Below are 25,619 nucleotides of genomic sequence, written 5' to 3'. Positions count from 1 at the left end.
CACGGCACGGCGGAGCGGGGTGCCCGCGAAGGACACCCCGCTCCGTCGTACGGCAGCCGGCCGGCCGGACCTGTCAGGCCGCGACACCCACCGGGACCGCCGCCGGGGTCAGGGCGATCTCCAGGACCTGGCGGACGTCCGTCACCGGATGGACCTCCAGCTTCTCCAGGATCTCGGCCGGGACGTCGTCCAGGTCGGCCTCGTTCCGCTTGGGGATCACGACCGTCGTGATGCCGGCCCGGTGCGCGGCGAGGAGCTTCTGCTTCACGCCTCCGATCGGGAGGACCCGGCCGGTGAGGGAGACCTCGCCGGTCATGGCCACGTCCGTGCGGACCTGGCGCCCGCTCAGGAGGGAGGCGAGTGCGGTCGTCATGGTGACGCCCGCGCTCGGGCCGTCCTTGGGGACGGCGCCCGCCGGGAAGTGGATGTGCACGCCCCGGTCCTTCAGGCCGGTCACGGGCAGCTCCAGTTCGGCGCCGTGGGAGCGCAGGAAGGAGAGCGCGATCTGTGCCGACTCCTTCATCACGTCGCCCAGCTGGCCGGTGAGGGTCAGTCCGGCGGCGCCGGTCTCCGGGTCGGCGAGTGACGCCTCGACGAAGAGGACGTCACCGCCCGCGCCGGTCACGGCGAGCCCGGTGGCGACGCCCGGCACGGCGGTACGGCGCTCCGCCGGGTCCTGGGCCGACTCGGGCACGTGGTGCGGCCGTCCGATGAGGTCCCGCAGGTCGTCCGGGGTGACCGTGAACGGCAGTTCGCGGTCACCCAGTTCCACCTGGGCGGCGACCTTGCGGAGCAGCCGGGAGACGGACCGCTCCAGGGTGCGGACGCCCGCTTCGCGGGTGTACTCGCCGGCCAGCTTGCGCAGGGTCGCGTCCTCCAGGACGACCTCCCTCGGCTCCAGGCCGGCCCGCTCCAGCTGCCGGGGCAGCAGGTGGTCGCGGGCGATGACGACCTTCTCGTCCTCGGTGTAGCCGTCGAGCCTGACCAGCTCCATGCGGTCGAGGAGGGCTTCCGGGATGGCTTCGAGGACGTTGGCCGTGGCGAGGAAGACGACGTCGGAGAGGTCGAGTTCGACCTCCAGGTAGTGGTCGCGGAAGGTGTGGTTCTGGGCCGGGTCGAGGACTTCGAGGAGCGCGGCCGCGGGGTCGCCGCGGAAGTCGGACCCGACCTTGTCGATCTCGTCGAGCAGGACCACCGGGTTCATGGAGCCGGCCTCCTTGATGGCGCGGACGATCCGGCCGGGAAGGGCGCCGACGTAGGTCCTGCGGTGTCCGCGGATCTCCGCCTCGTCCCGTACGCCGCCGAGGGCGACCCGGACGAACTCGCGCCCCATCGCGTGCGCGACGGACTCGCCGAGGGAGGTCTTGCCGACGCCGGGCGGGCCGACGAGGGCGAGTACGGCTCCGCCGCGGCGGCCGCCGACGACGCCGAGGCCACGGTCGGAGCGTCGCTTGCGCACGGCCAGGTACTCGGTGATCCGTTCCTTCACGTCGTCCAGGCCGGCGTGCTCGGCGTCGAGGACGGCGCGGGCGCCGCGGATGTCGCGGCCGGTCGCGCCGTCGTCGGTCCGCCGGTTCCACGGCAGTTCGAGGACGGTGTCCAGCCACGTGCGGATCCAGGAGCCCTCGGGGGACTGGTCGCTGGACCGCTCCAGCTTCTCGACCTCCTTGAGCGCGGCCTCGCGGACCTTCTCGGGCAGGTCGGCCGCCTCCACGCGGGCGCGGTAGTCGTCGGACTCGTCGCCCTCGGCCTCGCCGTTGAGGTCACGGAGCTCCTTGCGGACGGCTTCGAGCTGACGGCGGAGCAGGAACTCGCGCTGCTGCTTGTCGACGCCCTCCTGGACGTCCTTGGCGATGGTCTCGGCGACGTCCTGCTCGGCGAGGTGCTCGCGGAGCTGGGCGGTGGCGAGCCTGAGACGGGCGACCGGGTCGGCGGTCTCCAGGAGCGCGACCTTCTGCTCGACGGTGAGGAAGGGCGAGTACCCGGCGTTGTCGGCGAGGGGCCCGACGCCGTCGATCTGCTGGACGCGGTCGACGACCTGCCAGGCGCCGCGCTTCTTGAGCCAGCTGGTGGCCAGTGCCTTGTACTCCTTGACCAGGTCGGTGACCTGGCCGGGCAGCGGGTCGGGCAGGGTCTCCTCGACGGTGCTGCCCTCGACCCACAGGGCCGCGCCGGGTCCGCTCGTACCGGCGCCGATGCGTACGCGGCCGAGGGCGCGGATCAGTGCGCCGGGGTCGCCGTCGGAGAGCCGGCCGACCTGCTCGACGGTGCCCAGGACGCCGGTCGCGGCGTAGGTCCCGTCGACGCGCGGCACGAGCAGGACCCGCGGCTTGCCGGCACCGGGCCGCGCGGCGGCCTGGGCGGCCTCGACGGCGGCCCGTACATCGGTGTCGGAGAGGTCCAGCGGCACCACCATTCCGGGCAGCACGACCTCGTCGTCGAGCGGCAGGACGGGCAGAGTGAGCGGCACGGACGCCTTGGACTCAGAAGCCATGATCTCCCCTTCGGCAGTCAAGTTGAGCTATGTGGACTCAATGCACGTGAGCCCGGAGATGTTCCCGGACGCCCGTTCGCTCTGAGCGATCACTGTTTCTCCGTGCAGTGACACCAGATGTAATGCCCTTGTGGATATAGCATCTATTACAGCGGCGTGGGTGGCGGGCTGGACGGTCTCGCGGGGCACCCCCGTCGCCGTCTCGGAGCCCTGGGGTTACCGGATCGACGTGGGCCTGCCCCGACACGTCGTACGGCACGTCCTGCCCGCCCCCGACGCGGCCTCCGTCGGGGCGCTCTGCGCGCGGCTCACGGCGCCGTACAGCTGGCTCAAGGTCATGGCGCCACCCGAGGACGTGGAGCCGTGGATCACCGAGGGGTGGACGGTCCCCGACGACCCCGGGTTCATGATGACCAAGCCGCTCGACCCCGGGGCCCGCCCCGTGCCCCCGGAGGGGTACGCCAGGACCACCGAGGTCCGGGACGGCGTCATCCGGGTCCGCGTGCTCGCCCCCGACGGCACCCTCGCCGCCCGCGGCCAGATCGCCCCGACCGGGTCCACCGCCGTCGCCGACCAGATCGAGACCGACCCCGCACACCGACGGCGCGGCCTCGGCGCCAACGTCATGCGCACCCTTGAGGCCGCCGCCGCCCAGGCGGGCGCGGAGACCGGGGTGCTCTCCGCGACCACGGACGGCCTCGCGCTGTACGACGCGCTTGGCTGGCGCCATAGGGGGCCGCTCACCGGCATCGTCCGGACGGAGGCCTGACCGCGAGCCTGGCCGGAGCCGGGGGCACGCAATCCCGGGCTTCCGGCTGCGCGCGGCGGCCCGGACGGGGCATGCTCGGTGCATGGCGCGAGGCGTACGGAAGATTCGGCGAGACGTACGGACGGCGGGGCGGCGGGGCGTACTGGGACTCCCACGCGCGTGGGAGTCCCAGCGGGGCGAACCGGAAGCCGCGCCACGTGCGCGGGAGTCCCGGCAGGCCGCACCGGAGACCGCCCCATTCGCGCGGGGGACACGGCGCGGGCCGCTGCTCCTTGCGGCCGCCCTGGCGCTCGGCGCCGTCGGCGCTACCGGCTGCGGCCCGGAGGCCCCTCCGGCACCCGGCGGCCCCGCGTCGGCGACCGGCGCCCCCTCCACCCCCGGCACCCCAGCGCCGTCGTCCGACGCGCCGTCCGCCCCCGGCACCCCCGCCCCGTCCACCGCCCCGTCCGGGACCGGCGCGCCCATCCGGGAGCCGCGAGGTCAGGAGGTCCTCGTCGAAGTGGTCGTCAACGGCGGCCTCGCCGGGGTCCGCAACCAGCTCGTCGTCCACTACGACGGCTCCTGGACCAGCCGCTCCGGCACCAAGGCGCCCCGCACCGGCCGGATGACCCCCGTCGAGGCCGCCGAGCTGCGGGCGGCGCTCGAAGACCCCGCCTACGCGCGCGTACCGGCGCGTCCGACCGGCGACCCCGTCCCCGACGGCTTCCAGTACTCCCTCACCTACCGCCACCGGCTCGTCGTCGCCGGCGAAGGCGAGCGCCCGCCCGCCCTCCAGCGCGTCTTCGCCGCCCTTCCCGACGGCGGCCCGCCCACCGGCCCGTGAGCGCGTGAACCGTACGGACCCTCCCGGCGATGGAGGGCGTGAGACTGCCGCGCCCCTCCAGGGGGAGGCCGGGAGGCCCCTCCGGGGGCGACGAGGACGACTCCGCGCGGCTGCGCGCGGTCGCCCGGGGGGACACAGAGGCGCTCGCCGTCCTCTACGACCGCCATGCCGGCTGGCTGCCCGCCCGCTTCGCCCGGCGCCGCGCCGCGCCGACGAGGAGACCGTACGGGAGTCCTGCAGGACACCTTCGTCACAGTCCGACGCTGGACCGGCGGGCACCGGGGCCGTGGGGAGGCCGGTGGCTGGATCTGGGTGATCGCCGCCCGGCGCCTGGTGGACGCCCAGCGGGCCGGCGCCCGGCTGAGCTGGCTGTCGCCCGCCTTCCTCGTGGGCACGGTGTACCTGGCGGCGCCGTCCGCCGCGGGTGGCGCGGCGCAGGGGTGGGCCTGGGTGATGCAGCCGGGCGTGCAGGCCGGCGCGTGGCCGGTGGCGGTCGCCGCGTTCGTCATGGGCACGAGCGGGTACGCGAGGCGGGGTGCGCGGCACATGGCCGGCGAGTCCTGAGGGCCCGGGGCGCCCCGGGGGCGTAACCCCGTGATTCTGTAAGGCGTTTGTTCCCGCCGACCCCGGCCCGCGAGGATGGCGGGGACCGTCTGCCGAGCCGACGAGAACGGAGTGACGAACGATGTCAGGACCCGTGACCCTGGACCGCCGCGAAGGACCGTACGGAGAGGTCGTGCTGCGCCGCCGCGCGGAGCACTACGAGATCATCGCCAACGGCACCTTCCTCATGGACACCTCCGACGGGCGCTCCGAGCGGCTCCTGGTCGACGCGGCGAGGGACGCCCTGCCCGAGGAGTCCCGCGTCGGCTGCTCCCTCCTGATCGGGGGTCTCGGGGTGGGGTTCTCCCTCGCCCACGCCGCGGCCGACCCCGGCTGGGGCCGGATCACCGTCGCCGAGCGTGAGGAGGCGATCATCGACTGGCACCGGCAGGGCCCCCTCGCCGCGATCTCCGGGCGCGCGCTGGGGGATCCGCGGACGGTGATCCTCCACACGGACCTCGTGGAGTACCTGCAGACCTCCACGGACACCTTCGACGCCCTCTGCCTGGACATCGACAACGGCCCCGACTGGACGGTCACCGAGGACAACGAATCCCTGTACGGGGCCGAGGGATTGGCGGCCTGCGCGGACCGGCTGAACCCGGGCGGGGTGCTCGCCGTATGGTCCGCGCGGCCCTCCGCCGATTTCGAGGAGTCGTTGCGGAATGCCGGATTCAGCGGGGTACGGACGGAAGAGGTGCCCGTTGCCCGGGGCGTCCCCGACGTGATCCACCTCGCCGTCCGCCCCGTGTAGATCCTGGATAGCCGGGACGCTGCGGGTACCTCTAGGCTGCTGCACCGACATCGGCGACGCGAGGCGGGGCAATGGAGCAGACACACACCACTCACCACGGTGCGGCGGCAACTCCGGGGGCTCAGAGACGTGTCCTGGTGGTCGAGGACGACGTGACGATCGTGGAAGCGATCTCCGCGCGGCTGCGCGCCGAGGGCTTCCTGGTGCAGACCGCGACCGACGGTCCCGCGGCCGTGGAGGCGGCCGAGGCCTGGCAGCCGGACCTGATGCTGCTTGACGTGATGCTGCCCGGTTTCGACGGCCTGGAGGTGTGCCGCCGGGTCCAGGCCCAGCGCCCCGTCCCGGTCCTCATGCTGACCGCCCGCGACGACGAGACCGACATGCTGGTCGGTCTCGGCGTCGGCGCGGACGACTACATGACCAAGCCGTTCTCGATGCGCGAGCTGGCCGCCCGGGTGCACGTGCTGCTGCGCCGGGTGGAGCGGGCCGCGCTGGCCGCGGCCACCCCGCGCAGCGGCATCCTCCGCCTCGGCGAACTGGAGATCGACCACGCGCAGCGCCGGGTCCGGGTGCGTTCCGAGGACGTGCACCTGACGCCGACCGAGTTCGACCTGCTGGTCTGCCTGGCGAGCACGCCCCGCGCGGTCCTCTCCCGGGAGCAGCTCCTCGCCGAGGTGTGGGACTGGGCGGACGCCTCGGGCACCCGGACCGTGGACAGTCACATCAAGGCGCTGCGCCGGAAGATCGGGGCCGAGCGGATCCGTACGGTCCACGGCGTCGGTTACGCGCTGGAGACCCCGGCGCTGTGAGCTTGCGGGGGCCCGGAGGGCCGCGGGCGCAGCGGGGGCCGGACGGCGGGGCGCGCAGGCCGCGCCGGATCGTCATCTCGATCAAGACCAAGCTGGGCGCGCTGGTCGTCGGCGCGGTGCTGCTCACCTCCTGCCTGGCCCTGGTCGCGATCCGCACGTCCACGGAGTTCCGGTACATCACGATCTTCGCGATGATCGCGACCCTGTTGATCACGCAGTTCGTGGCCCAGTCCCTGACGGCGCCGCTCGACGAGATGACCACGGTGGCGGGGACGATCTCGCGCGGTGACTTCAGCCGCCGGGTGCGGGGCGCGGACCGGCGGGACGAGCTGGGCGACCTCGCCTCCACGATCAACCGCATGGCGGACGACCTGGAGGCCGTCGACCGGCACCGCAAGGAGCTGGTGGCCAATGTGTCGCACGAGCTGCGCACCCCGATCGCCGCACTCAGGGCCGTCCTGGAGAACGTCGTGGACGGGGTGTCCGACGCGGATCCGGAGACCATGCGGTCGGCGTTGAAGCAGACGGAGCGGCTGGGCCGCCTGGTGGAGACGCTGCTCGACCTGTCCCGTCTTGACAACGGTGTCGTCGCCCTGCGGGCGAGCCGTTTCGAGGTCTGGCCGTATCTGTCGGGGGTGCTGCGGGAGGCGAACCTGGCCGCGTCGCAGCGTGGTCTCTCGTCGACGTCGGGGCTCCACAACCGTACGGACGTGCATCTGCACCTGGACGTGTCGCCGCCCGAGCTGGTGGCGCACGCGGACGCGGAGCGGCTGCACCAGGTGATGGCGAACCTGATCGACAACGCGGTGAAGCACTCGCCGCCGCACGGCCGGGTCACGGTGAGGGCCCGCCGCGGCCCGTACCCGGACTCGCTGGAGCTGGAGGTCGAGGACGAGGGCCCCGGCATCCCGGAGTCGGAGCGGCACACGGTCTTCCAGCGCTTCAACCGGGGTTCGGCGCGGCATCGGCAGGGGCCGGGGAGCGACGGCGGTACGGGTCTCGGTCTCGCGATCGCCCGCTGGGCGGTGGATCTGCACGGCGGCGGGATCGGTGTGGCCGAATCCGCACGTGGCTGCCGCATCAGAGTCACTCTTCCGGGCAGCCTTCCTCCCAGGGATTGACGTAGGGTTCGAACCGGAAGAGCGCGTTCTGCGTGTAGGTGAGCAGGACGTGATCGGGGGAGCGGTCGAAGCGGGCCGTGCCTGCGCTTTTCCGTACCCTCACACCTGCGGAACCCCGCTTGTTTCCCGCCATTCACAGCCCCGAAACACCTCGTCAAGTGTGACTTGCGCGACGTTGGTGCGCCCCGCCTGCACCTCTCGGCCGGACAGGCGTAGCCTTGATTCCCGCTGTCCATCACCTTGTGAAGCGGAAGAGGGCGGTTGCCGCCGTGTCGTCTCAGTCCCCCAGTACCCCGAGCTCCCCGACCGACCAAGACGGGCAGGGCCAGAACCCTGCGACCGCCTTCGGTGCCAATGAGTGGCTCGTCGACGAGATCTACCAGCAGTACCTCCAGGACCCGAATTCGGTCGATCGTGCCTGGTGGGACTTCTTCGCCGACTACAAGCCCGGAGCGTCGGAGACCCCGACCGCCCCGGCACCCACCAGCCAGGCCGCTCCGGCCACTCAGAGCGCGCCCCCCGCGCCGCAGGCGGGCCCCGCACAGGCCGCACCTGCCGCTCCGGTAGCCGCTCCGGCCCCCGTGCCCGCCCCGGCCGCCGCTCCGGCTCCGGCTGCCGCTCCGGCTCCGGCCGCCGCGAAGCCCGCCGCAGCCCCGGCCGCCGCGAAGCCCGCCACCGCCGCTCCGGCCGCCGCCAAGGCCGCTCCGGCCCCGGCGAAGGCCCAGGAGGCCGCCGAGGCCCCCGCCGGCCCCGAGCTGATCACGCTGCGCGGCCCCGCCGCCGCGGTCGCGAAGAACATGAACGCCTCCCTGGAGGTGCCGACGGCCACGTCCGTCCGCGCCGTCCCGGTGAAGCTGCTCTTCGACAACCGCATCGTGATCAACAACCACCTCAAGCGCGCCCGGGGCGGGAAGATCTCCTTCACGCACCTCATCGGCTACGCGATGGTGCAGGCGATCAAGGCCATGCCGTCGATGAACTACTCCTTCGCGGAGAAGGACGGCAAGCCGACCCTGGTCAAGCCGGAGCACGTGAACTTCGGTCTCGCGATCGACCTGGTGAAGCCCAACGGCGACCGCCAGCTCGTCGTCGCGGGCATCAAGAAGGCCGAGACGCTCAACTTCTTCGAGTTCTGGCAGGCGTACGAGGACATCGTCAAGCGCGCCCGCGTGGGCAAGCTGACGATGGAGGACTTCACCGGCGTCACGGTCTCCCTGACCAACCCCGGCGGCCTCGGCACCGTCCACTCCGTGCCGCGTCTGATGCCCGGACAGTCGGTCATCATGGGCGTCGGCTCGATGGACTACCCGGCCGAGTTCCAGGGCACCTCCCAGGACACCCTGAACAAGCTGGGCATCTCGAAGGTCATGACCCTGACCTCGACGTACGACCACCGGGTCATCCAGGGTGCCGCCTCCGGCGAGTTCCTGCGCGTCGTCGCCAACTACCTGCTCGGCGAGCAGGGTTTCTACGACGACATCTTCAAGGCCCTGCGCATCCCCTACGAGCCGGTCCGCTGGCTCAAGGACATCGACGCCTCGCACGACGACGACGTCACCAAGGCCGCGCGGGTCTTCGAGCTCATCCACTCCTACCGGGTCCGCGGCCACGTCATGGCCGACACCGACCCGCTGGAGTACAAGCAGCGCAAGCACCCCGACCTGGACATCACCGAGCACGGTCTCACCCTGTGGGACCTGGAGCGGGAGTTCGCGGTCGGTGGCTTCGCCGGCAAGTCGATGATGAAGCTCCGCGACATCCTCGGCGTGCTCCGCGACTCGTACTGCCGCACCACCGGCGTCGAGTTCATGCACATCCAGGACCCGAAGCAGCGCAAGTGGATCCAGGACCGCGTCGAGCGCCCGCACTCCCGCGTGGAGCGCGAGGAGCAGCTGCGGATCCTGCGCCGGCTGAACGCGGCGGAGGCCTTCGAGACCTTCCTGCAGACGAAGTACGTCGGCCAGAAGCGCTTCTCCCTGGAGGGCGGCGAGTCCGTCATCCCGCTGCTCGACGCGGTCATCGACTCGGCCGCCGAGTCGCGCCTCGACGAGGTCGTGATCGGCATGGCCCACCGCGGCCGGCTGAACGTCCTGGCGAACATCGTCGGCAAGTCCTACGCGCAGATCTTCCGCGAGTTCGAGGGCAACCTCGACCCGAAGTCGATGCACGGTTCCGGCGACGTCAAGTACCACCTGGGCGCCGAGGGCATCTTCACCGGTCTCGACGGCGAGGAGATCAAGGTCTCCCTGGCCGCCAACCCCTCGCACCTGGAGGCGGTCGACCCGGTCCTCGAAGGCATCGTCCGCGCCAAGCAGGACGTCATCAACAAGGGCGGCACGGACTTCACCGTCCTGCCCGTCGCCCTCCACGGTGACGCGGCCTTCGCCGGCCAGGGTGTCGTCGCCGAGACGCTGAACATGTCGCAGCTGCGCGGTTACCGCACCGGCGGCACGGTCCACATCGTCATCAACAACCAGGTCGGCTTCACCGCCGCCCCGGAGTCCTCGCGCTCCTCGATGTACGCGACCGACGTGGCCCGCATGATCGAGGCGCCGATCTTCCACGTGAACGGCGACGACCCGGAGGCCGTGGTCCGCGTCGCGCGGCTCGCCTTCGAGTTCCGCCAGACGTTCAACAAGGACGTCGTGATCGACCTCATCTGCTACCGCCGCCGCGGTCACAACGAGGGCGACAACCCGCAGTTCACCAACCCGCAGATGTACAACCTGATCGACAAGAAGCGTTCGGTGCGCAAGCTGTACACCGAGTCGCTCATCGGTCGCGGCGACATCACCCTCGAAGAGGCGGAGCAGGCGCTCCAGGACTTCCAGGGCCAGCTGGAGAAGGTGTTCGCGGAGGTCCGCGAGGCCACGGCCGCCCCGGCCCCGGCGCACGTCCCCGACGCCCGCGCCGAGTTCCCGGTCGGCGTCACGACCGCGGTCTCCGCCGAGGTCGTGAAGCGGATCGCCGAGTCGCAGGTCACCGTCCCGGAGCGGATCACGGTCCACCCGCGTCTGCTGCCGCAGATGCAGCGCCGCGCCGCCTCCATCGACGACGGCACCATCGACTGGGGCTTCGGCGAGACCCTCGCCATCGGCTCCCTGCTGATGGAGGGCACCCCGGTCCGGCTCTCCGGCCAGGACACCCGCCGCGGCACCTTCGGCCAGCGGCACGCGGTCCTGGTGGACCAGGAGACCGGCGAGGACTACACCCCGCTGCTCTACCTGACCGACGACCAGGCCCACTACAACGTCTACGACTCGCTGCTCAGCGAGTACGCGGCGATGGGCTTCGAGTACGGCTACTCGCTGGCCCGCCCGGACTCCCTGGTCGTCTGGGAGGCCCAGTTCGGTGACTTCGTCAACGGCGCGCAGACCGTCGTCGACGAGTTCATCTCCTCGGCCGAGCAGAAGTGGGGCCAGACCTCGGGCGTCACGCTGCTCCTGCCGCACGGCTACGAGGGCCAGGGCCCGGACCACTCGTCCGCGCGTCCCGAGCGCTTCCTGCAGATGTGCGCCCAGGACAACATGACGGTCGCCATGCCGACGCTGCCGTCGAACTACTTCCACCTCCTGCGCTGGCAGGTGCACAACCCGCACCACAAGCCGCTCATCGTCTTCACCCCGAAGTCGATGCTGCGTCTGAAGGCCGCGGCGTCCAAGGTGGAGGAGTTCACCACCGGCGGCTTCCGCCCGGTGATCGGGGACGCGACGGTGCAGGCGGCCGACGTCCGCAAGGTCGTCTTCTGCGCGGGCAAGGTCTACTACGACCTGGAGGCCGAGCGTCAGAAGCGCGGCGCCACGGACACGGCGATCATCCGCCTGGAGCGCCTGTACCCGCTGCCGGGTGCCGAGGTCCAGGCCGAGATCGCCAAGTACCCGAACGCCGAGAAGTACCTGTGGGCCCAGGAGGAGCCGGCGAACCAGGGTGCGTGGCCGTTCATCGCGCTCAACCTGATCGACCACCTGGACCTGGCGGTCGGCGCGGACATCCCTGCGGGCGAGCGCCTGCGCCGGATCTCGCGTCCGCACTCCTCGTCCCCGGCGGTCGGCTCGGCCAAGCGCCACCAGGCGGAGCAGCAGCAGCTGGTCAACGAGGTCTTCGACGCCTGACCTCGTCCGACGACGTACGGAGGCCCGGCACCCGCGGTGGGGTGCCGGGCCTCCGGCGTGTCCGGGGCGGGTGGGAGGCGCCGGGGGCACGACCTATCCTGATCGCATGTACTTCACCGACCGTGGCATCGAGGAACTGGAGAAGCGGCGAGGCGAGGAGGAGGTCACCTTCGAGTGGCTCGCCGAGCAGCTGCGGACCTTCGTCGATCTCAACCCCGACTTCGAGGTGCCGGTCGAGCGCCTCGCGACCTGGCTGGCACGTCTGGACGACGACATGGAAGACGACGAGTAGGAAGTCGGGGGGCCGCGGGGGGCACGCGGGGCCTGGAGGACGCCTTGGCGCACGAAGTCGGGCCCGCCGCACGCGCACGCGAGGGGACACCGTTCGACCGCCTGCAGGACGGCGAGGGCCGTACGCCTCACGCGCACGCCGGGGTCACTCGTGCGACCGTCCGCAGGACGCCGAAGGCCGTACGCACGCGCGCGCGGGGGTCACTTGCGCGACCGCCCGCAGGACGCCGAAGGCCGTACGCCCGCGCACGCCGGATGGTTGTCCCGCCGCTCGTATGACGGCGAGGGGCCGCAGGTCCCACTCACGCGCACGCGGGGTCACCGTCGCCCATGCCCTCCGCCGGGGCTCACGTCTCCCGTAGCCGGTCGTGGGCGAGGCCGAGGGTGCCGTGGGCGACGAGCAGGGCTCCGGCCGTAGCCCACCCGCCGCTGCGGCGGCCGAGACCCCAGAGCAGCAGGGGCAGTCCCACCGCGAGCTGCGCCGCGGCGAGTACGCGCGCTTTGGGGCCGCGCGGGTACGACCCCAGGGGGTTGTCCTCCAGCACGTGGAGTTCGGCGCGTACGGCGTCTCCTCCCCAGCCCCCCGGCGTCGTTCGCGCCGGGGGGACGGTCCCGTGGCCGGACTGTTCGAGCTGCTCGGCACCGTGGGCCAGGGCGACGGAGCGGAGCCGGTCGGCGCTCTCGCCGGGGTGCAGGCCGGTGGGCACGGCGAGGCCGATCCGGCCGAGGACGGCGACGACGGCGAGGAGCCGGCCGGGCGCGTCCGCGTCGGGGTCGGGCGCGGTCAGCGGTTCCAGGGCCTGGACGTCGAGGACCGGGTCGAGGCCGAGGCGGGCGGCGAAGGTGTACATGGCCTCGTCCTCGCCGACGGGCGTGCCGTCCGCGAGCCAGGTGTAGCCGACGGTACGGCGGAAGCCGGCGGCGAGCGTGAGCCCGGCCCCGTCCCGGTCCCACCAGAGCGCGACGACGGGCCAGGCCCCGGCCGAGACGGCGAGGGCGGTGGCCCAGCCCGTGACGACCTGTTCGACGGGTTCCCCACCGTGGAGCCAGGGCTTCCCCTCCGGGACGAGCACGCTCCAGCCGTCGCCCGCCGGGGCGAGGAGCAGCTGTTCCCCGAGCAGCTGGGCGGGCGGGCGGACCGCCGGGGGTTCGGCGCGGCAGAGCAGCAGCGCCCCGGCGGAGCTCGGTCCGGATGTCGGGTTCATGGACCCCACGCTAGGTCAATTCGTCCGCTTAAGGCAGTGATTGCACACCCTGTCAGGGGAGAGTCAGGGTTGACTCCCCCAAGCCGCGATATATCGTTTCTGACGGAAGACGCGATATGTTGCATTGCCCGAGCGGGAGGTCAGCACCATGACAGAGTGGTCCGTCACCGAGCCGACGAAACTGGCGCCGGCCGACCCCGTGACCCGCCTGCAGATCCGCATCGTCAACGGCACGGTGAACGTGGTGGGGACGGACGAGAGTTCCGCGCGCGTGGAGATCACCGAGATCGAGGGCCCGCCGCTGACCGTGTCGCAGGACGGCTCCGCCCTGACCGTGGGCTACGACGACCTGCAGTGGAAGAACATCCTCAAGTGGCTCGACCGCAAGGAGTACCGGCGCCGGGTCGTCGTCTCCGTCGCCGTCCCCGCGGGCGTCGACGTCGAGGTGGGAGTGGTCGGGGCCGAGGCCGTCGTCACCGGCATCCGGGGACGTACGGAGGTGCGGGGCGTCACCGGCGACACGACCCTCCTCGGGCTCTCGGGCCCGGTCCGCGCCGAGAGCGTCTCGGGCAATCTGGAGGCCCAGTCGGTCACGGGCGCCCTCCGGGTCAACTCGGTGACCGGTGACGTGACGGTGATCGAGGGCGCGGGCTCCTCCGTGCGGGCCGAGACGGTCAGCGGCGACATGGTCATCGACCTCGACCCCGCCGACCTCGCGGGGCCGCCCGCCGACATCCGGCTCGCCAGCGTCTCCGGCGAGGTCGCCATCCGGCTCCCGCACCCGGCCGACGCCCGGGTCGAGGCGAGCACCACGAGCGGCTCCGTGTCGAGCGCCTTCGACGACCTGCGGGTCGGGGGCCAGTGGGGCGCCAAGTCCCTCACCGGCACCCTCGGCGCGGGCCGGGGCACCCTCAGGGCGACGACCGTCTCCGGCTCCATCGCCCTGCTCCGCCGTCCCGAGCCGGACGGCGACACCGACCCCACTTCCTCCTCCTCCGCGACCGGAAAGGTGCTCTGACATGCCGCCCGTCTTCGCGCACGGCCGCCTCCGTCTCTACCTGCTCAAGCTGCTCGACGAGGCCCCGCGCCACGGCTACGAGGTCATCCGCCTCCTGGAGGAGCGCTTCCAGGGGCTCTACGCGCCCTCCGCCGGCACGGTCTATCCGCGCCTCGCCAAGCTGGAGGCCGAGGGCCTCGTCACCCACGCCAGCGAGGGAGGCCGGAAGGTCTACTCGATCACCGACGCGGGCCGCGCGGAGCTGGCCGGTCGCGGTGCCGAACTGGACGACCTGGAGCAGGAGATCCGCGAGTCGGTGTCGGAGCTGGCGGCGGAGATCCGCGAGGACGTGCGCGGTGCGGCCGGCCGGGTGCGCAGCGAGATGCGCGCGGCGGCGGGCCGGGCCCGTGCGGCGGAGTCCTCCTCGTTCGCCGACGCCAAGGAGGAGCTGCGCCGGGTCGGGCAGGAGTGGAAGGAGCAGGCCCGTCAGGCCCGCGCCGAGGCGAAGTCGGCCCGGCACCAGGCGAAGGAGTTCCAGCGGATCGCCCAGCAGGTGCAGGAGGAGGTCCAGGACCGCTTCTCGCGGGGCGACTGGCCCAAGGGAGTGTGGGAGGGACTCTCCGGCATCACGGCCCAGCTCGGTGACCTGGTGACGGGCACGACCCACCCGAAGGCCGCCGGCCAGGAGCCGCCCTTCACGACGGCCCCGGCCGACGAGGCGCCGGAGTGGGCGCGGGACACGGGGGGTTCGGGCGATCCGGCCCGAGACCTGGACCGGCTCCTGGACCGTTTCCGCGACGAGATCCGGGACGCGGCCCGGGACCACGGGGTGAGCCGCGACCAGTTGGCCGAGGCCCGCGACCAGCTGTCCACGGCGGCGATCAGAATCACGGGCCTGCTGGGGTCACGCCCCTCCGTGTAGCCCACGGGGTGGGGACCTCAGCCCCGGGTGGCCGTGACCGTCACCCGGGCGCCCGGGGCCGCGAGGATCCGGGCGTACGGCTCGGCGGTCAGCTCCTTGTTCGTACGGAAGGTCCCGGCGCCGTTCACGGCGCAGTAGCCGCCGCCGTAGCACCAGACGTAGCCGGCCCAGCCGGAGCCGTAGCAGGAGTCCGTCAGGGGTTCGTCAGGACGATCTTCCCGAAGAGCTCACCGGAGGCCATCTTCTCGAAGCCCTCCCGGGCCCGGTCCAGCGGCAGGACGTCGTCGATCACCGGTCGGACGCCGGTGGCCGCGCAGAAGGCCAGCAGGTCCTCCAGCTCGTCCTTGGAGCCCATGGTCGAGCCGACGACCTTCAGCTCCAGGAAGAAGATCCGGGTCAGCTCGGCGTGCGCGGGCCGGTCACCGCTCGTGGCGCCCGAGATGACGAGCGTGCCGCCGGGCCGCAGCGACTTGACCGAGTGGGACCAGGTGGCCGCGCCGACCGTCTCGATGACCGCGTCCACCCGCTGCGGAAGCCGCGCGCCCGGTTCGTACGCCTCGACGGCGCCGAGCTCGACCGCCCGCTTGCGCTTGGCCTCGTCGCGGCTGGTGGCGAAGACCCGCAGGCCGGCCGCCTTGCCGAGGGCGATCGCGGCGGTGGCGACACCACCGCCCGCGCCCTGGACGAGCACCGAGTCCCCGGGCCGTACCCCGGCGTTGGTGAAGAGCATGCGGTACGCGGTCAGCCAGGCGGTGGGCAGGCAGGCGGCCTCCTCGAAGGACAGCTCCCTCGGCTTGGGCAGCACGTTCCAGCGGGGCACGGTCACCCGCTCGGCGAAGGTGCCCTGGTAGCGCTCGGTGAGGATGGACCGGGGCTCGTCCGGTCCGACGCCGTGGCCCGTCTGGCCGATCACGGAGTGCAGGACGACCTCGTTGCCGTCCTCGTCGATGCCCGCGGCGTCGCAGCCGAGGATCATCGGCAGCCTTCCCTCGGGCAGCCCGACCCCGCGCAGCGACCACAGGTCGTGGTGGTTGAGCGAGGCGGCCTTGACGGTGACGGTGGTCCAGCCCGGCCGCACCTCGGGTTCGGGGCGTTCGCCCAATTCGAGGCCGTTCAGCGGCTGGTCGCGGTCGATTCGGGCAGCGTAGGCAGCGAACATGGGCCCGACCCTAGGGTGCCGCGGACGGCGAGGGGAACCACACCCCCGTGTGACCCATGTCGCCCGGCGCCGCCGTCGGACCCCGCGTACGCGAAAGGGCCCCGTCCCGGCGTACGGAACGGGGCCCCCGGGCGTACCGGCGGAGGACCGGCGGACGCGCCCGCACCAGGCACGTCCGACCGGTGCGCGCGTCAGCGGCGGGCGACGCCCTCGGCGCGGGCGGCGGCGGCGACCGCGGCCGCGACGGCCGGGGCGACCCGCTCGTCGAACGGCGACGGGATGACGCAGTCGGCGGCGAGCTGGTCCGTGACGACGTCCGCGATGGCGTTGGCCGCGGCGATCTTCATGCCCTCGGTGATCCGGGAGGCCCGGACCTGGAGCGCGCCGGCGAAGATGCCGGGGAACGCGAGGACGTTGTTGATCTGGTTCGGGTAGTCCGAACGTCCGGTCGCCACGACGGCCGCGTACTTGTGCGCGACGTCGGGGTGGACCTCGGGGTTCGGGTTGGCCATGGCGAACACGAAGGCGTTCGGGGCCATGGAGGCGACGGCCGCCTCGGGGACCGTACCGCCGGAGACGCCGATGAAGACGTCCGCGCCGGCGAGGGCGCTCTCCAGGGAGCCGCTGAGCCCGGCCTTGTTGGTGAGCTCCGCGATCTCGCGCTTGACGTCCGTGAGGTCCTCGCGGTCGCGGCTGACGATGCCCTTGCGGTCGGCGACGGCCACGTCTCCGAGGCCTGCCTCCAGGAGGAACTTCGCGATGGCGACACCGGCCGCACCGGCGCCGGAGATGACCGCGCGCAGTTCGCCGAGGGTCCGGCCGGTCAGCTTCGCCGCGTTGCGGAGGGCGGCGAGGGTGACGATGGCGGTGCCGTGCTGGTCGTCGTGGAAGACCGGGATGTCGAGGCGCTCCTGGAGCCTGCGCTCGATCTCGAAGCACCGCGGCGCCGAGATGTCCTCCAGGTTCACGCCGCCGAAGGACGGGGCGAGCCGGACGACGGTCTCGATGATCTCGTCGGTGTCGGTGGTGGCGAGGGCGAGCGGGACCGCGTCCACCCCGCCGAACTGCTTGAAGAGGATGGCCTTCCCCTCCATGACCGGGAGGGAGGCTTCCGGCCCGATGTCGCCGAGGCCGAGCACTGCCGTACCGTCGGTCACGACCGCGACGACCTGGGACTTCCAGGTGTAGTCGTTGACCAGCTCGGGCTGCTCGGCGATCGCGGTGCACACCTTGGCGACGCCGGGCGTGTACGCGAGGGACAGGTCGTCCCGGTCCCGGAGGGGGACGGTGGCCTGCACGGCCATCTTGCCGCCCCGGTGGAGGGCGAAGACAGGATCGAAGGGCTCCTCCGGAGCTCCTTCCGTACCACTGTCATTGCGAGGATTGACGATCTCCGCTGCCATTGGGTTGAACCCCTTAAGTCTTTTCATTTGAGGGTGGCCACTCCCGGTTGGGGAGGGGTGGGGAGGCACCGCGGCCGCCGTGTCTGGCAGCCGCGCGGGCGCGCCGCACAACGCGCCCTGAGCCCCGGATGAGGGGTGTAAGGATCCTTCTTACCGGACGGACGGCACCGCAGACGAGTCCATAACCGCTCGGTGATGCGACTCATACCGAGTGCATCCGGACGTGGACGGAGAGCGACACGTCACCCGATGTCCCGATAGATGCGAACCCCACCCGAATAGCCGCCTTCGAGTCATCCGAACGGCGAGATAATCAGGAGATTCTTCGGTGACGGGGAAGGGATTCAGCAGATGATCCGGCCCTGATGTACCGGTCTCTCGGCATCCGGCCGTCACCCGTTACCCGATTTTGACATCCGTGGCCGTCGGTTTGGGGCGGTCCGAATGGCAAGATGCCGTAATCACACGAGGTCACGACACTCGAAGAGACGTACGTGACCGCTGGAAACTCCCTCACACGCCGGAGGAACCCGATCATGACCGCACGCTCCACGCGTTGTACGACCGCCAAGACCCGCACCTCCCGTCTTGCCGCGGTCGCCGCCGTCGCGGTCGCCGGCTCCATGCTGCTGACCGCCTGCGGTGACCAGACCGAGGGCGGCTCCGCCACCCCGACGAAGGACGGCGGCTCCGCGTCCACCAACGCCGCCCCGCTCTTCTCGAAGCTCCCCGCGGACATCCAGAAGGCCGGTGTCATCAAGGTCGGCACGGACGCCTCGTACGCGCCGATGGAGTTCACCGAGGGCGGCAAGATCGTCGGTGTCGACCCCGACATCGCCAAGGCCCTGGGCAAGCAGCTCGGCGTCGAGTTCAAGTTCACCTCGGGCACCTTCGACGGTCTGATCACCTCGATCTACACCGGCCGCCAGGACCTGATCATGTCCTCGATGACGGACAACAAGAAGCGCCAGGAGGGCCTGGACGACAACGGGAAGAAGATCGGCAAGGGGATCGACTTCGTCGACTACTTCAGCTCCGGCGTCTCCCTCCTGGTCAAGAAGGGCAACCCCCAGGGCATCAACTCCCTCGACGACCTCTGCGGCAAGACCGTGGCCGTCCAGCGCGGCACGATCTACGAGGACACCTTCAAGGCCCAGGCCACGAAGTGCGGTGCCAAGAAGCTGACGATCCAGGCCTTCGACACCGACGCCGAGGCGCAGACCCGCGTCAAGGCCGGCGGCGCCGTGGCCGACCTGAACGACTACCCGGTGGCCGCGTACATCGCGAAGACCTCGGGCGGCGGCAACGACTTCGAGGTCGTCGGCAGCCAGAGCGACGTCGGTCTCTTCGGCATCGGCGTCTCGAAGGAGAACACCCAGCTGCGTGACGCCGTCAAGGAGGCGCTCGACGCCATCATCAAGGACGGCACCTACGCCGAGGCCCTGAAGAAGTGGAACGTCGAGGGCAGCGCCGTCAAGTCGGCCACCGTCAACGCCGGCAAGTGACCTCCCCGCTCCACTGAAGGGCAGTCGTCGTGACTGACAAGATCAACAAGGACCCGGCCGCCGCTCCGGCCGGGCCCGGCGCCTCGGGCAGCCCGTACGAGGCGATCAAGGCCATCCCGGTGCGGCACTACGGGCGCTGGGTCAGCGCCGTCGTGGTCGTCGCCCTGCTCGGCTGGCTCGTCTTCGCCTTCTCCCAGGGCAACATCCTCTGGGACACGGTGTGGGACAAGGTGTTCGACACATCGGTCATCAGCGGCCTGTGGAACACCATCATCATCAGCGTCGCCTCCATGGCCCTCGGCCTGGTCCTCGGCGTCGTCTTCGCGGTGATGCGCCTCTCGAAGAACCCCGTGACGGGCGCCGTCGCCTGGCTCTACATCTGGTTCTTCCGCGGCACCCCGGTCTACGTCCAGCTGCTGGTGTGGTTCAACCTGTCGCTGATCTTCCAGTACATCGACCTCGGGCCGATCTACAAGAACGAGACCGTGGACGTCATGACGCCGTTCATGGTGGCGCTGCTCGGCCTCGGCCTCAACGAGGGCGCCTACATGGCGGAGATCGTCCGTGCCGGCATCCAGTCGGTCGACGAGGGCCAGACCGAGGCGGCGCACGCTCTCGGCATGTCCCAGACGAAGACCATGCGGCGCATCGTCCTTCCGCAGGCCATGCGCGTGATCGTGCCGCCGACGGGCAACGAGTTCATCAACATGCTGAAGACCTCGTCGCTGGTCTCGGCCGTGCAGTACACCGAGTTGCTGCGGGCCTCCTCGAACATCGGCAACACGGCCGGTGCCGTGATGGAGATGCTCTTCGTCGCCTCCATCTGGTACCTGGCGCTGACCAGCGTCTTCAGCGTCGGCCAGTACTACCTGGAGCGCCGCTTCGCCCGAGGTTCGCTCCGCAGCCTGCCGCCCACCCCGTGGCAGCGGGTCAAGACGAACCTCACCACGTTCAAGCGCTCCCCGGAGGCATCGGCATGACCGGTCAGCCCATGGTCAAGGCGGAGGGCGTCCACAAGTCGTACGGCGCCGCCCACATCCTCCGCGGCATCGACCTCGAAGTGCAGAACGGCGAGGTCTTCTGCCTCGTCGGCCCGTCCGGCTCGGGCAAGTCGACCTTCCTGCGGTGCATCAACCACCTGGAGCGGGTCGACGGCGGCCGGCTCTCGGTGGACGGCCAGCTGGTCGGCTACCGGGAGAAGAACGCCAAGCTCTACGAGCTGAAGGACAGCGAGGTCGCGACCCAGCGCCGTGACATCGGCATGGTCTTCCAGCGCTTCAACCTGTTCCCGCACATGACGGCCCTGGGCAATGTCATGGAGGCGCCGATCCAGGTGAAGGGCGAGTCCAAGGCCGTGGCCCGCGAGCGGGCCGAGCGGCTGCTGGACCGGGTGGGCCTGGCCGACAAGGCCGGGAACTACCCCACGCAGCTCTCCGGCGGTCAGCAGCAGCGCGTCGCCATCGCCCGCGCGCTGGCGATGGAGCCGAAGCTGATGCTCTTCGACGAGCCGACGTCGGCGCTCGACCCGGAGCTGGTGGGTGACGTCCTCGACGTCATGCGGGACCTCGCCGAGTCGGGCATGACGATGATCGTCGTCACGCACGAGATGGGCTTCGCCCGCGAGGTCGGCGACTCGCTGGTCTTCATGGACGGCGGCGTGGTGGTCGAGTCGGGCAACCCGAGGGACGTCCTGGGCAACCCGCAGCACGACCGGACGAAGGCGTTCCTGTCCAAGGTGCTGTAGCCGGCGCAGCCGCAGCGGGAAGGGGCGGTACGGGAATCCCGTACCGCCCCTTCCCCGTCCCCGGCGACTACTTCACGGCGAGGAGCAGCGTGTCGGAGGGCGAGGCCCAGACGGCCCTGGCCTCGCCGAATCCGGCGGCGCGGAGGGTGTCCGCGTGCCAGGCCGGCGAAGGCATGTCGCCGTCGGCGTGCTCGCCGTAGATCGCGAAGCGGCCGGCGGTGGGTTCGGCGAGGACGGGGTCCTTCGCGGCGAGTGCCCACCAATCGGCCCAGTCGAGGACCCCGGCGGCCTTCTCGCGGTCCATGCGGGCGTGCCGCCGGGCGCGCTCGGCGGCGTTGATGCGGGGAGTGGCTTCGTCGATCATGTGGTCGGCGTTCATGAACACGCCGCCGTCGCGGACGAGGCCGGCGACCTGCCCGTAGAGGGCGGTCAGCGGCTCGCTGTGGAGCCAGTGGAGCGCGGTGGCGGTGAGGACGGCGTCGTACGAGGCGTGGGGCAGCCGCGCGGTCCACGCGGGGTCCTTGAGGTCGGCGGTCACGAAGGTGACGCGCTCGTCGTCGGCGAAGTACCCCTCGGCGATGGCGAGGAGTGCGGGGTCGAGGTCGACGCCGGTACTGGTCGCCTCCGGGAACCTCTGGAGGAGCCGGTCCGTGATACTTCCCGTACCGCACGCGAGGTCGAGGACGCGGGGCTTCGGCCCCACCAAGGCCTCGACCATGTCGAGCATCACCCGGAACCGCTCCTCCCGGTCCGGCATGTACCACTCCTGCTGACGGTCCCAGCTCTCCTGCCAGGCCGCCCAGTCGGTTCCGGTCATCGCCGTTCCTCCCCGTCGCGTAATACCCTCATAGGGGAAACAGCCGTTACCCCTGCCGACCGAGACACTAGCCCGCCGGAGTAAGGACTACAAGTGGAACTGGCCTATTACTCGGATTACGCCGTGCGTCTGGTCAACACCGAGGAGCCGGCCCGCAACAAGGACGCCCTCACCTCCGTCGAGGTCATCCGGGAGCTCTTCGGCCCCGCCAACCAGATGGCCCGCAGGGCGACCGACTCCGACGTGACCCGCTTCCGCGCGGTGCGCGCCCGGCTGCGGGCGGTCTTCACCGCGGCCGACGAGGGCGACCACACGGGCGCCGTGGACCTGCTGAACTCCCTCCTGCTGGAGTTCCCGGTCAGCCCTCAGATCTCCGGCCACGACATCCTCGACGAGGACGGCCGGCCGCGGTGGCACATGCACCTCGCCGACCACCCGTCGAACGCGACCGCGGGATACGCGGCCATCGCGGCGATGGGCCTCGCCTTCCACCTCACCGAGTTCGGCGCCGACCGGCTCGGCCTCTGCCAGGCACCGCCCTGCCGCAACGCCTACCTCGACACCTCCACCAACCGCTCCCGCCGCTACTGCTCCGACCGGTGCGCGACCCGCGCCAACGTGGCCGCCTACCGGGCGCGCAAGCGCCTGGAGGCCGACCGGACGGACCGGACGGGCCGCACCGAGGAGACCAGCCAGGAGAGCACCACCCCGGCCGACCGCTGACGCCCCGGCGTCACCGGCCGGTACCGCGCCCGCACCCGCCCGAGAACCAGCTCGGGCGGTACGGCGCCGAAGACCCGGCTGTCCCCCTCGGCGTCCGGATTGTCCCCGAGCACCCACCAACCGCCGTCGCGTCGCTCGATCAGCCGTTTCACGATGAGCAGATCCTGCTGGAGCGGATGCCGCAGCACGGCCACGTTCCCGGGCCGCAACCGCGCCCCGTACTGCACCAGCAGCTGGTCACCGTGGAGCAGCGTGGGCACCATCGACACCCCCGTGACCTCGGCGACCCCGAACGGAGCCCCGGCCTCCGCCCCCCGCTCCCGTCCCGGTCCACTCATCCGGCACCTCCCGATCCGCCGCGCGTCCGCTCGTCCACTCGTCCACGAGTCCCATGGTGACCCTGGACTTTTGACCTAAGCCCCAGGGGGCGCCCGCGAAAACGCCCTTCTCACCGAGTAATGTCCCACCTGAGAAGACGATCACGAGGAAGGACGGCACCATGCTCTCCCGCCTGTTTGCCCCCAAGGTGACGGTCAGCGCCCACTGCGACCTCCCCTGCGGCGTGTACGACCCGGCCCAGGCCCGCATCGAGGCCGAGTCGGTCAAGGCTGTCCAGGAGAAGTACCTGGCGAACGAGGACGCGCACTTCCGCGCCCGCGCCACGGTCATCAAGGAGCAGCGCGCCGAGCTCGCCAAGCACCACGTCTCGGTGCTCTGGAGCGACTACTTCAAGGCCCCGCACTTCGAGAAGTACCCCGAGCTCAACCAGCTGGTCAACGACACCCTGAAGGCCCTCTCGGCCGCCAAGGCGTCGACGGACCCGAAGACGGGCGAGAAGGCGCTGGAACTCATCGCCGAGATCGACCGCATCTTCTGGGAGACGAAGAAGGCCTGACCTTCTGTCCGGCCAGACGCGCGACGGCCCGCCCGGTCACCCCGGGCGGGCCGTCGCCGTTCCCCCGGTCACCTGTAGTACGGCTCGACGACGGCCCGCACCTCGTCGAGCAGCGCGGGGCCGTCCTGCGGGACGGGCGGCCGGCCGCTGCCCGGGCGGATGTCGAGGAGCTGTTCGCCGGACAGCGCGAAGACCACCCGCCGCAGCCCCGCCGCCCGGATGACGGCCGCGCACATCTCGCAGGGCTGGCAGCTGGTGTACATCGTGGTGTCCGCCGCCGTGCCCGCGTCCAGTTCCCGCGCGGCCCACCTCGCCAGTTTCAGTTCCGGGTGCGTGGTGACGTCCTTGTCGGTGAGGGTGGTGTTCCGCTCCTCGGCCAGCACGGTCCCGTCCGGTCCCGCGAGGAGCGAGCCGAACGGCGGGTTGCCGCTCTCACGGGCCTCTGCCGCGAGGGCGATGGCCCGGCGGAGGAGGGCGTGGTCGTCAGGCGTGGTCATGGCTGTTCCGTTCTCGTGGGGTGGCGTACACGTGCGCTGCCAGGGTCTGCTACGTCATGAAGGCGGCGGCCACGTCGACGGCCCGTCTGGAGCGGATCGTCGACGAGTTGGCCGAGTTCGGGAGCACGACCATCGATCTCGCCCTCAGCCGAACGCTCCCGTTACGCGGCCCCCGGGCGCACGGCAGTCTCCAGGCACCGACACGGCGCGACCACCTCGGACCGCGCGTCGGTCCGCCGAGCGAGCACGGAAACCTCGCCCACGGCCGGCGGTGACCTGATCACGTGCGAGGGGCGGGGCTCGCCGGGCCCTGGCCCCCCTTCTGGTCCCCTGCTCGGAGCGTGTAGCCGCGCTTCTCCCTGGAGGAGGCGCCCAGGCGGTCGTAGAAGCGGATCGCGCTCTCGTTCCAGGCGGGGGTCTGCCACTGGATCTCGGCGAGGCCCAGGGCGCGGGCCTCGGTGCGGACCGCCGCCATCAGGAGCGGGCCAAGGCCGTGGCCGCGGGCGGACTCCGTGAGGTAGAGGCAGTCCATGTGGAGATACTCCGTGCCGTCCCAGGTGGACAGCTCCGGAGCGCAGGTGGCGTAGCCCACGAGGGTGCCGTCGGGGAGGACGGCGACCAGGCAGCGGAGCCGGGGTTCCGCCGGGGCGAAGAGCAGACGGGCCAGGCGGTCCGCAAGGCCCGGGGCCGGGGGCGCCGCCTTCTCGTACGCCGCGTGCTCGGCGATCAGCTCCACGACCCGCGTCAGATCCCCGGGGCGCGCGTGCCGCACCGTCGCCGGATCCCCCGGGCGCGCGTGCCGCACCGTCGCCGGCCGCTCGGAGCGCGCCTGCCGCACCGGAGCCAGGCCCTTCGGCCACGCCCGTCCATCGGGCGCCCCCGTCCCCTCCGGCCCGCCCTCGCGTTCGTTCATACCGTCATCATGCACGGTCCCACCGACAGCTCCGCCGCCGTTCCCTGGCGGTGGAGCCACTCGCGGTACGGGGCGGCGCGCAGGGCCACCTCGCGGTACGCCGCGGCGAGTTCGGCGTACAGCGTGTCCAGGGGCGCTCCGGGGCGCGCGTACAGCAGCAGCCGGACCGCCAGGGGGTCACCCCGTAAGGGGCGGACGGCCATGTCCTCGCGGGGGATCGAGGTCGGCTGGCAGGGGGCCACGGCCTCGCCGAGGACGATGAGCGAGGCGGCCGTGTGGTAGTCGCCGTGCAGCAGGGGCGGGTCGATGCCGGCGGCGTCCAGGACCCGGCGCAGGCCGTCCCATTCGCCGTCCACGGTCGGGTCGACCATCCAGTGGTCGGTGGCCAGGTCGGCGAGGTCCACGACGGTCCGGGCGGCGGCCGGGTGGTCGCGGGCCATGGAGACGAACTGTGGTTCGCGGGCGACCAGGACCCGCCGCTCCAGGCCCTCGGGGACCCGCAGCGGGCAGCCTTCCACCTCGTGGACGAAGGCCACGTCGAGCCCGCCGGCGGCGACCGTGCGCAGCAGGGCGTTCGCGGAGACGTCCACCCGGAGGCCGATGTCGGTACCGGGCAGCCGCTGGCGCAGTCGCCGCAGCCAGCCGGGGAGCGCCCGGCTGGCGGTGGATCCGACGCCGAGTCCGGGGCCCTCGGTGCGGGCGGCCGCGGCGCGGGTCTCGGTGACGAGCGCGGCCATGTCGGCGACGAGGGGGCGGGCCCGGCTGAGCAGGGAGCGCCCGAGTGGGGTGGGGCGGCAGCCGGTGCGGCCGCGGGAGAAGAGTTCGGCGCCGAGGGAGTTCTCGATGCGGCGCAGCTGGGTGGTCAACGACGGCTGGCTCATGCCGAGTTGGCGGGCCGCCTTGTGCAGGCTGCCCGTGTCCGCGATGGCGCAGAGCGCGCGCAGGTGTCTCACCTCCAGCTCCATGCCCCGAGGGTAGGGCGGCGCCCTGAGTCGCACCAGATACCCGAAGTCCCTCGATCACCTTCGTTTTCAAGGGCGTTGAGGGCGTCGGGGGACGGCGA

24 protein-coding genes and 2 pseudogenes are annotated in these 25,619 nt (G+C 71.7%); 16 read left to right on the top strand and 10 right to left on the bottom strand.

Annotated features, from left to right (window positions below):
- Nucleotides 1–73: 73 nt before the first annotated feature.
- On the bottom strand, nucleotides 74–2,494 hold the full coding sequence (lon, locus tag ABZ567_RS09015; RefSeq protein WP_360786139.1) for an endopeptidase La: 2,421 nt from the start codon (nucleotides 2,492–2,494) through the stop codon (nucleotides 74–76).
- 130 nt (nucleotides 2,495–2,624) lie between these two features.
- Between lon and ABZ567_RS09010 the strand changes: the two genes are divergently transcribed.
- The 8 genes and pseudogenes from ABZ567_RS09010 (at nucleotide 2,625) to ABZ567_RS08975 (ending at nucleotide 11,777) form a co-directional block, all read left to right on the top strand.
- Nucleotides 2,625–3,263, top strand: coding sequence for a GNAT family N-acetyltransferase (locus ABZ567_RS09010; RefSeq protein WP_360786137.1), 639 nt, complete (start codon nucleotides 2,625–2,627; stop codon nucleotides 3,261–3,263).
- Nucleotides 3,264–3,345: 82 nt separating this feature from the next.
- The gene (locus ABZ567_RS09005) at nucleotides 3,346–4,086 is read left to right on the top strand and encodes a hypothetical protein (protein WP_360786135.1); all 741 of its coding nucleotides are present in this window, start codon (nucleotides 3,346–3,348) and stop codon (nucleotides 4,084–4,086) included.
- A 29-nt stretch (nucleotides 4,087–4,115) separates the two neighbouring features.
- Nucleotides 4,116–4,437 (top strand): annotated as a pseudogene (locus ABZ567_RS09000) (RNA polymerase subunit sigma-24); the annotation flags it as partial.
- Nucleotides 4,438–4,771: 334 nt separating this feature from the next.
- Nucleotides 4,772–5,443 carry a spermidine synthase gene (locus ABZ567_RS08995; RefSeq protein ID WP_360786133.1) on the top strand — a complete coding sequence of 224 codons (672 nt, stop codon included), beginning with the start codon at nucleotides 4,772–4,774 and terminating at the stop codon, nucleotides 5,441–5,443.
- 71 nt (nucleotides 5,444–5,514) lie between these two features.
- Nucleotides 5,515–6,252, top strand: a complete 738-nt coding sequence (locus ABZ567_RS08990) for a response regulator transcription factor (protein WP_360786132.1) — start codon at nucleotides 5,515–5,517, stop codon at nucleotides 6,250–6,252.
- A gap of 68 nt (nucleotides 6,253–6,320) precedes the next feature.
- Nucleotides 6,321–7,373 carry a HAMP domain-containing sensor histidine kinase gene (locus tag ABZ567_RS08985; RefSeq protein WP_360786518.1) on the top strand — a complete coding sequence of 351 codons (1,053 nt, stop codon included), beginning with the start codon at nucleotides 6,321–6,323 and terminating at the stop codon, nucleotides 7,371–7,373.
- Between the two features lie 269 nt (nucleotides 7,374–7,642).
- Entirely contained in the window at nucleotides 7,643–11,485 is a 3,843-nt protein-coding gene (locus tag ABZ567_RS08980; protein WP_360786130.1) for a multifunctional oxoglutarate decarboxylase/oxoglutarate dehydrogenase thiamine pyrophosphate-binding subunit/dihydrolipoyllysine-residue succinyltransferase subunit, read from the top strand.
- A gap of 106 nt (nucleotides 11,486–11,591) precedes the next feature.
- On the top strand, nucleotides 11,592–11,777 hold the full coding sequence (locus ABZ567_RS08975; RefSeq protein ID WP_360786129.1) for a DUF6104 family protein: 186 nt from the start codon (nucleotides 11,592–11,594) through the stop codon (nucleotides 11,775–11,777).
- A gap of 346 nt (nucleotides 11,778–12,123) precedes the next feature.
- Here the strand turns inward: ABZ567_RS08975 and ABZ567_RS08970 are convergent, their stop codons facing one another.
- Nucleotides 12,124–12,981 carry a hypothetical protein gene (locus ABZ567_RS08970; protein ID WP_360786127.1) on the bottom strand — a complete coding sequence of 286 codons (858 nt, stop codon included), beginning with the start codon at nucleotides 12,979–12,981 and terminating at the stop codon, nucleotides 12,124–12,126.
- Between the two features lie 148 nt (nucleotides 12,982–13,129).
- On the opposite strand from ABZ567_RS08970, the gene ABZ567_RS08965 reads away from it, so the two are divergent.
- Nucleotides 13,130–13,999: a DUF4097 family beta strand repeat-containing protein gene (locus ABZ567_RS08965; RefSeq protein WP_360786126.1), complete on the top strand. Its 870-nt coding sequence runs from the start codon at nucleotides 13,130–13,132 to the stop codon at nucleotides 13,997–13,999.
- A 1-nt stretch (nucleotide 14,000) separates the two neighbouring features.
- Nucleotides 14,001–14,900 carry a helix-turn-helix transcriptional regulator gene (locus ABZ567_RS08960; RefSeq protein WP_360786125.1) on the top strand — a complete coding sequence of 300 codons (900 nt, stop codon included), beginning with the start codon at nucleotides 14,001–14,003 and terminating at the stop codon, nucleotides 14,898–14,900.
- Between the two features lie 17 nt (nucleotides 14,901–14,917).
- Here ABZ567_RS08960 and ABZ567_RS08955 read toward each other — a convergent pair.
- From ABZ567_RS08955 to ABZ567_RS08945, 3 genes and pseudogenes are all read right to left on the bottom strand, one after another.
- Nucleotides 14,918–15,082: pseudogene (locus ABZ567_RS08955) on the bottom strand (endoglycoceramidase); the annotation flags it as partial.
- A gap of 11 nt (nucleotides 15,083–15,093) precedes the next feature.
- Complete coding sequence (locus tag ABZ567_RS08950) at nucleotides 15,094–16,059, bottom strand: zinc-binding dehydrogenase (protein ID WP_360786123.1); 966 nt, start codon at nucleotides 16,057–16,059, stop codon at nucleotides 15,094–15,096.
- Between the two features lie 191 nt (nucleotides 16,060–16,250).
- Nucleotides 16,251–17,462 carry an NADP-dependent malic enzyme gene (locus ABZ567_RS08945; RefSeq protein WP_360786121.1) on the bottom strand — a complete coding sequence of 404 codons (1,212 nt, stop codon included), beginning with the start codon at nucleotides 17,460–17,462 and terminating at the stop codon, nucleotides 16,251–16,253.
- Between the two features lie 536 nt (nucleotides 17,463–17,998).
- Between ABZ567_RS08945 and ABZ567_RS08940 the strand changes: the two genes are divergently transcribed.
- From ABZ567_RS08940 to ABZ567_RS08930, 3 genes are read left to right on the top strand one after another with little or no spacing between them, the layout of a single operon-like run.
- Nucleotides 17,999–18,967 carry an ABC transporter substrate-binding protein gene (locus ABZ567_RS08940; protein WP_360786119.1) on the top strand — a complete coding sequence of 323 codons (969 nt, stop codon included), beginning with the start codon at nucleotides 17,999–18,001 and terminating at the stop codon, nucleotides 18,965–18,967.
- A gap of 29 nt (nucleotides 18,968–18,996) precedes the next feature.
- Nucleotides 18,997–19,947, top strand: coding sequence for an amino acid ABC transporter permease (locus tag ABZ567_RS08935; protein ID WP_360786118.1), 951 nt, complete (start codon nucleotides 18,997–18,999; stop codon nucleotides 19,945–19,947).
- The gene (locus ABZ567_RS08930) at nucleotides 19,944–20,711 is read left to right on the top strand and encodes an amino acid ABC transporter ATP-binding protein (RefSeq protein WP_360786116.1); all 768 of its coding nucleotides are present in this window, start codon (nucleotides 19,944–19,946) and stop codon (nucleotides 20,709–20,711) included. The genes ABZ567_RS08935 and ABZ567_RS08930 overlap by 4 nt, the downstream gene beginning before the upstream one ends.
- Nucleotides 20,712–20,778: 67 nt before the next feature.
- On the opposite strand, the gene ABZ567_RS08925 is transcribed toward ABZ567_RS08930, so the two are convergent.
- Entirely contained in the window at nucleotides 20,779–21,528 is a 750-nt protein-coding gene (locus tag ABZ567_RS08925; protein WP_360786114.1) for a class I SAM-dependent methyltransferase, read from the bottom strand.
- Nucleotides 21,529–21,621: 93 nt separating this feature from the next.
- On the opposite strand from ABZ567_RS08925, the gene ABZ567_RS08920 reads away from it, so the two are divergent.
- Nucleotides 21,622–22,251: a CGNR zinc finger domain-containing protein gene (locus tag ABZ567_RS08920; protein ID WP_360786112.1), complete on the top strand. Its 630-nt coding sequence runs from the start codon at nucleotides 21,622–21,624 to the stop codon at nucleotides 22,249–22,251.
- On the opposite strand, the gene sodX is transcribed toward ABZ567_RS08920, so the two are convergent.
- The gene (gene sodX / locus ABZ567_RS08915) at nucleotides 22,155–22,589 is read right to left on the bottom strand and encodes a nickel-type superoxide dismutase maturation protease (protein ID WP_360786111.1); all 435 of its coding nucleotides are present in this window, start codon (nucleotides 22,587–22,589) and stop codon (nucleotides 22,155–22,157) included. The genes ABZ567_RS08920 and sodX overlap by 97 nt on opposite strands.
- 161 nt (nucleotides 22,590–22,750) lie before the next feature.
- Here sodX and sodN point away from each other — a divergent pair, with 161 nt between their 5' ends.
- Complete coding sequence (gene sodN, locus ABZ567_RS08910) at nucleotides 22,751–23,146, top strand: superoxide dismutase, Ni (RefSeq protein WP_360786109.1); 396 nt, start codon at nucleotides 22,751–22,753, stop codon at nucleotides 23,144–23,146.
- A 68-nt stretch (nucleotides 23,147–23,214) separates the two neighbouring features.
- Here sodN and ABZ567_RS08905 read toward each other — a convergent pair whose 3' ends face one another.
- On the bottom strand, nucleotides 23,215–23,643 hold the full coding sequence (locus ABZ567_RS08905; RefSeq protein ID WP_360786108.1) for a nucleoside deaminase: 429 nt from the start codon (nucleotides 23,641–23,643) through the stop codon (nucleotides 23,215–23,217).
- Between the two features lie 20 nt (nucleotides 23,644–23,663).
- On the opposite strand from ABZ567_RS08905, the gene ABZ567_RS08900 reads away from it, so the two are divergent.
- A complete protein-coding gene (locus tag ABZ567_RS08900; protein ID WP_360786106.1) occupies nucleotides 23,664–23,918 on the top strand; it encodes a hypothetical protein in 255 nt (84 codons plus the stop codon).
- A 5-nt stretch (nucleotides 23,919–23,923) separates the two neighbouring features.
- Here the strand turns inward: ABZ567_RS08900 and ABZ567_RS08895 are convergent, their stop codons facing one another.
- Nucleotides 23,924–24,556: a GNAT family N-acetyltransferase gene (locus ABZ567_RS08895; protein ID WP_360786104.1), complete on the bottom strand. Its 633-nt coding sequence runs from the start codon at nucleotides 24,554–24,556 to the stop codon at nucleotides 23,924–23,926.
- The gene (locus ABZ567_RS08890; RefSeq protein ID WP_360786102.1) at nucleotides 24,553–25,521 is read right to left on the bottom strand and encodes a LysR family transcriptional regulator; all 969 of its coding nucleotides are present in this window, start codon (nucleotides 25,519–25,521) and stop codon (nucleotides 24,553–24,555) included. Before ABZ567_RS08890 ends, ABZ567_RS08895 begins: the two co-directional genes overlap by 4 nt.
- Nucleotides 25,522–25,619 lie beyond the last annotated feature (98 nt).

The organism is Streptomyces sp. NPDC016459 (assembly GCF_040632845.1).
Classification (GTDB): domain Bacteria; phylum Actinomycetota; class Actinomycetes; order Streptomycetales; family Streptomycetaceae; genus Streptomyces.
The sequence above is the reverse complement of the archived record's forward strand: the minus strand, read 5'-3'. Positions and strand labels throughout refer to the sequence as shown.

What these genes read in the sequence shown, in the direction of transcription:
- lon (WP_360786139.1), bottom strand. Translation starts at nt 2,494, where the DNA reads ATGGCTTCTGAGTCCAAGGCGTCCGTGCCGCTCACTCTGCCCGTCCTG.
- ABZ567_RS09005 (WP_360786135.1), top strand. Translation starts at nt 3,346, where the DNA reads ATGGCGCGAGGCGTACGGAAGATTCGGCGAGACGTACGGACGGCGGGG.
- ABZ567_RS08995 (WP_360786133.1), top strand. Translation starts at nt 4,772, where the DNA reads ATGTCAGGACCCGTGACCCTGGACCGCCGCGAAGGACCGTACGGAGAG.
- ABZ567_RS08990 (WP_360786132.1), top strand. Translation starts at nt 5,515, where the DNA reads ATGGAGCAGACACACACCACTCACCACGGTGCGGCGGCAACTCCGGGG.
- ABZ567_RS08975 (WP_360786129.1), top strand. Translation starts at nt 11,592, where the DNA reads ATGTACTTCACCGACCGTGGCATCGAGGAACTGGAGAAGCGGCGAGGC.
- ABZ567_RS08970 (WP_360786127.1), bottom strand. Translation starts at nt 12,981, where the DNA reads ATGAACCCGACATCCGGACCGAGCTCCGCCGGGGCGCTGCTGCTCTGC.
- ABZ567_RS08965 (WP_360786126.1), top strand. Translation starts at nt 13,130, where the DNA reads ATGACAGAGTGGTCCGTCACCGAGCCGACGAAACTGGCGCCGGCCGAC.
- ABZ567_RS08960 (WP_360786125.1), top strand. Translation starts at nt 14,001, where the DNA reads ATGCCGCCCGTCTTCGCGCACGGCCGCCTCCGTCTCTACCTGCTCAAG.
- ABZ567_RS08950 (WP_360786123.1), bottom strand. Translation starts at nt 16,059, where the DNA reads ATGTTCGCTGCCTACGCTGCCCGAATCGACCGCGACCAGCCGCTGAAC.
- ABZ567_RS08945 (WP_360786121.1), bottom strand. Translation starts at nt 17,462, where the DNA reads ATGGCAGCGGAGATCGTCAATCCTCGCAATGACAGTGGTACGGAAGGA.
- ABZ567_RS08940 (WP_360786119.1), top strand. Translation starts at nt 17,999, where the DNA reads ATGACCGCACGCTCCACGCGTTGTACGACCGCCAAGACCCGCACCTCC.
- ABZ567_RS08930 (WP_360786116.1), top strand. Translation starts at nt 19,944, where the DNA reads ATGACCGGTCAGCCCATGGTCAAGGCGGAGGGCGTCCACAAGTCGTAC.
- ABZ567_RS08925 (WP_360786114.1), bottom strand. Translation starts at nt 21,528, where the DNA reads ATGACCGGAACCGACTGGGCGGCCTGGCAGGAGAGCTGGGACCGTCAG.
- sodX (WP_360786111.1), bottom strand. Translation starts at nt 22,589, where the DNA reads ATGAGTGGACCGGGACGGGAGCGGGGGGCGGAGGCCGGGGCTCCGTTC.
- sodN (WP_360786109.1), top strand. Translation starts at nt 22,751, where the DNA reads ATGCTCTCCCGCCTGTTTGCCCCCAAGGTGACGGTCAGCGCCCACTGC.
- ABZ567_RS08905 (WP_360786108.1), bottom strand. Translation starts at nt 23,643, where the DNA reads ATGACCACGCCTGACGACCACGCCCTCCTCCGCCGGGCCATCGCCCTC.
- ABZ567_RS08895 (WP_360786104.1), bottom strand. Translation starts at nt 24,556, where the DNA reads ATGAACGAACGCGAGGGCGGGCCGGAGGGGACGGGGGCGCCCGATGGA.
- ABZ567_RS08890 (WP_360786102.1), bottom strand. Translation starts at nt 25,521, where the DNA reads ATGGAGCTGGAGGTGAGACACCTGCGCGCGCTCTGCGCCATCGCGGAC.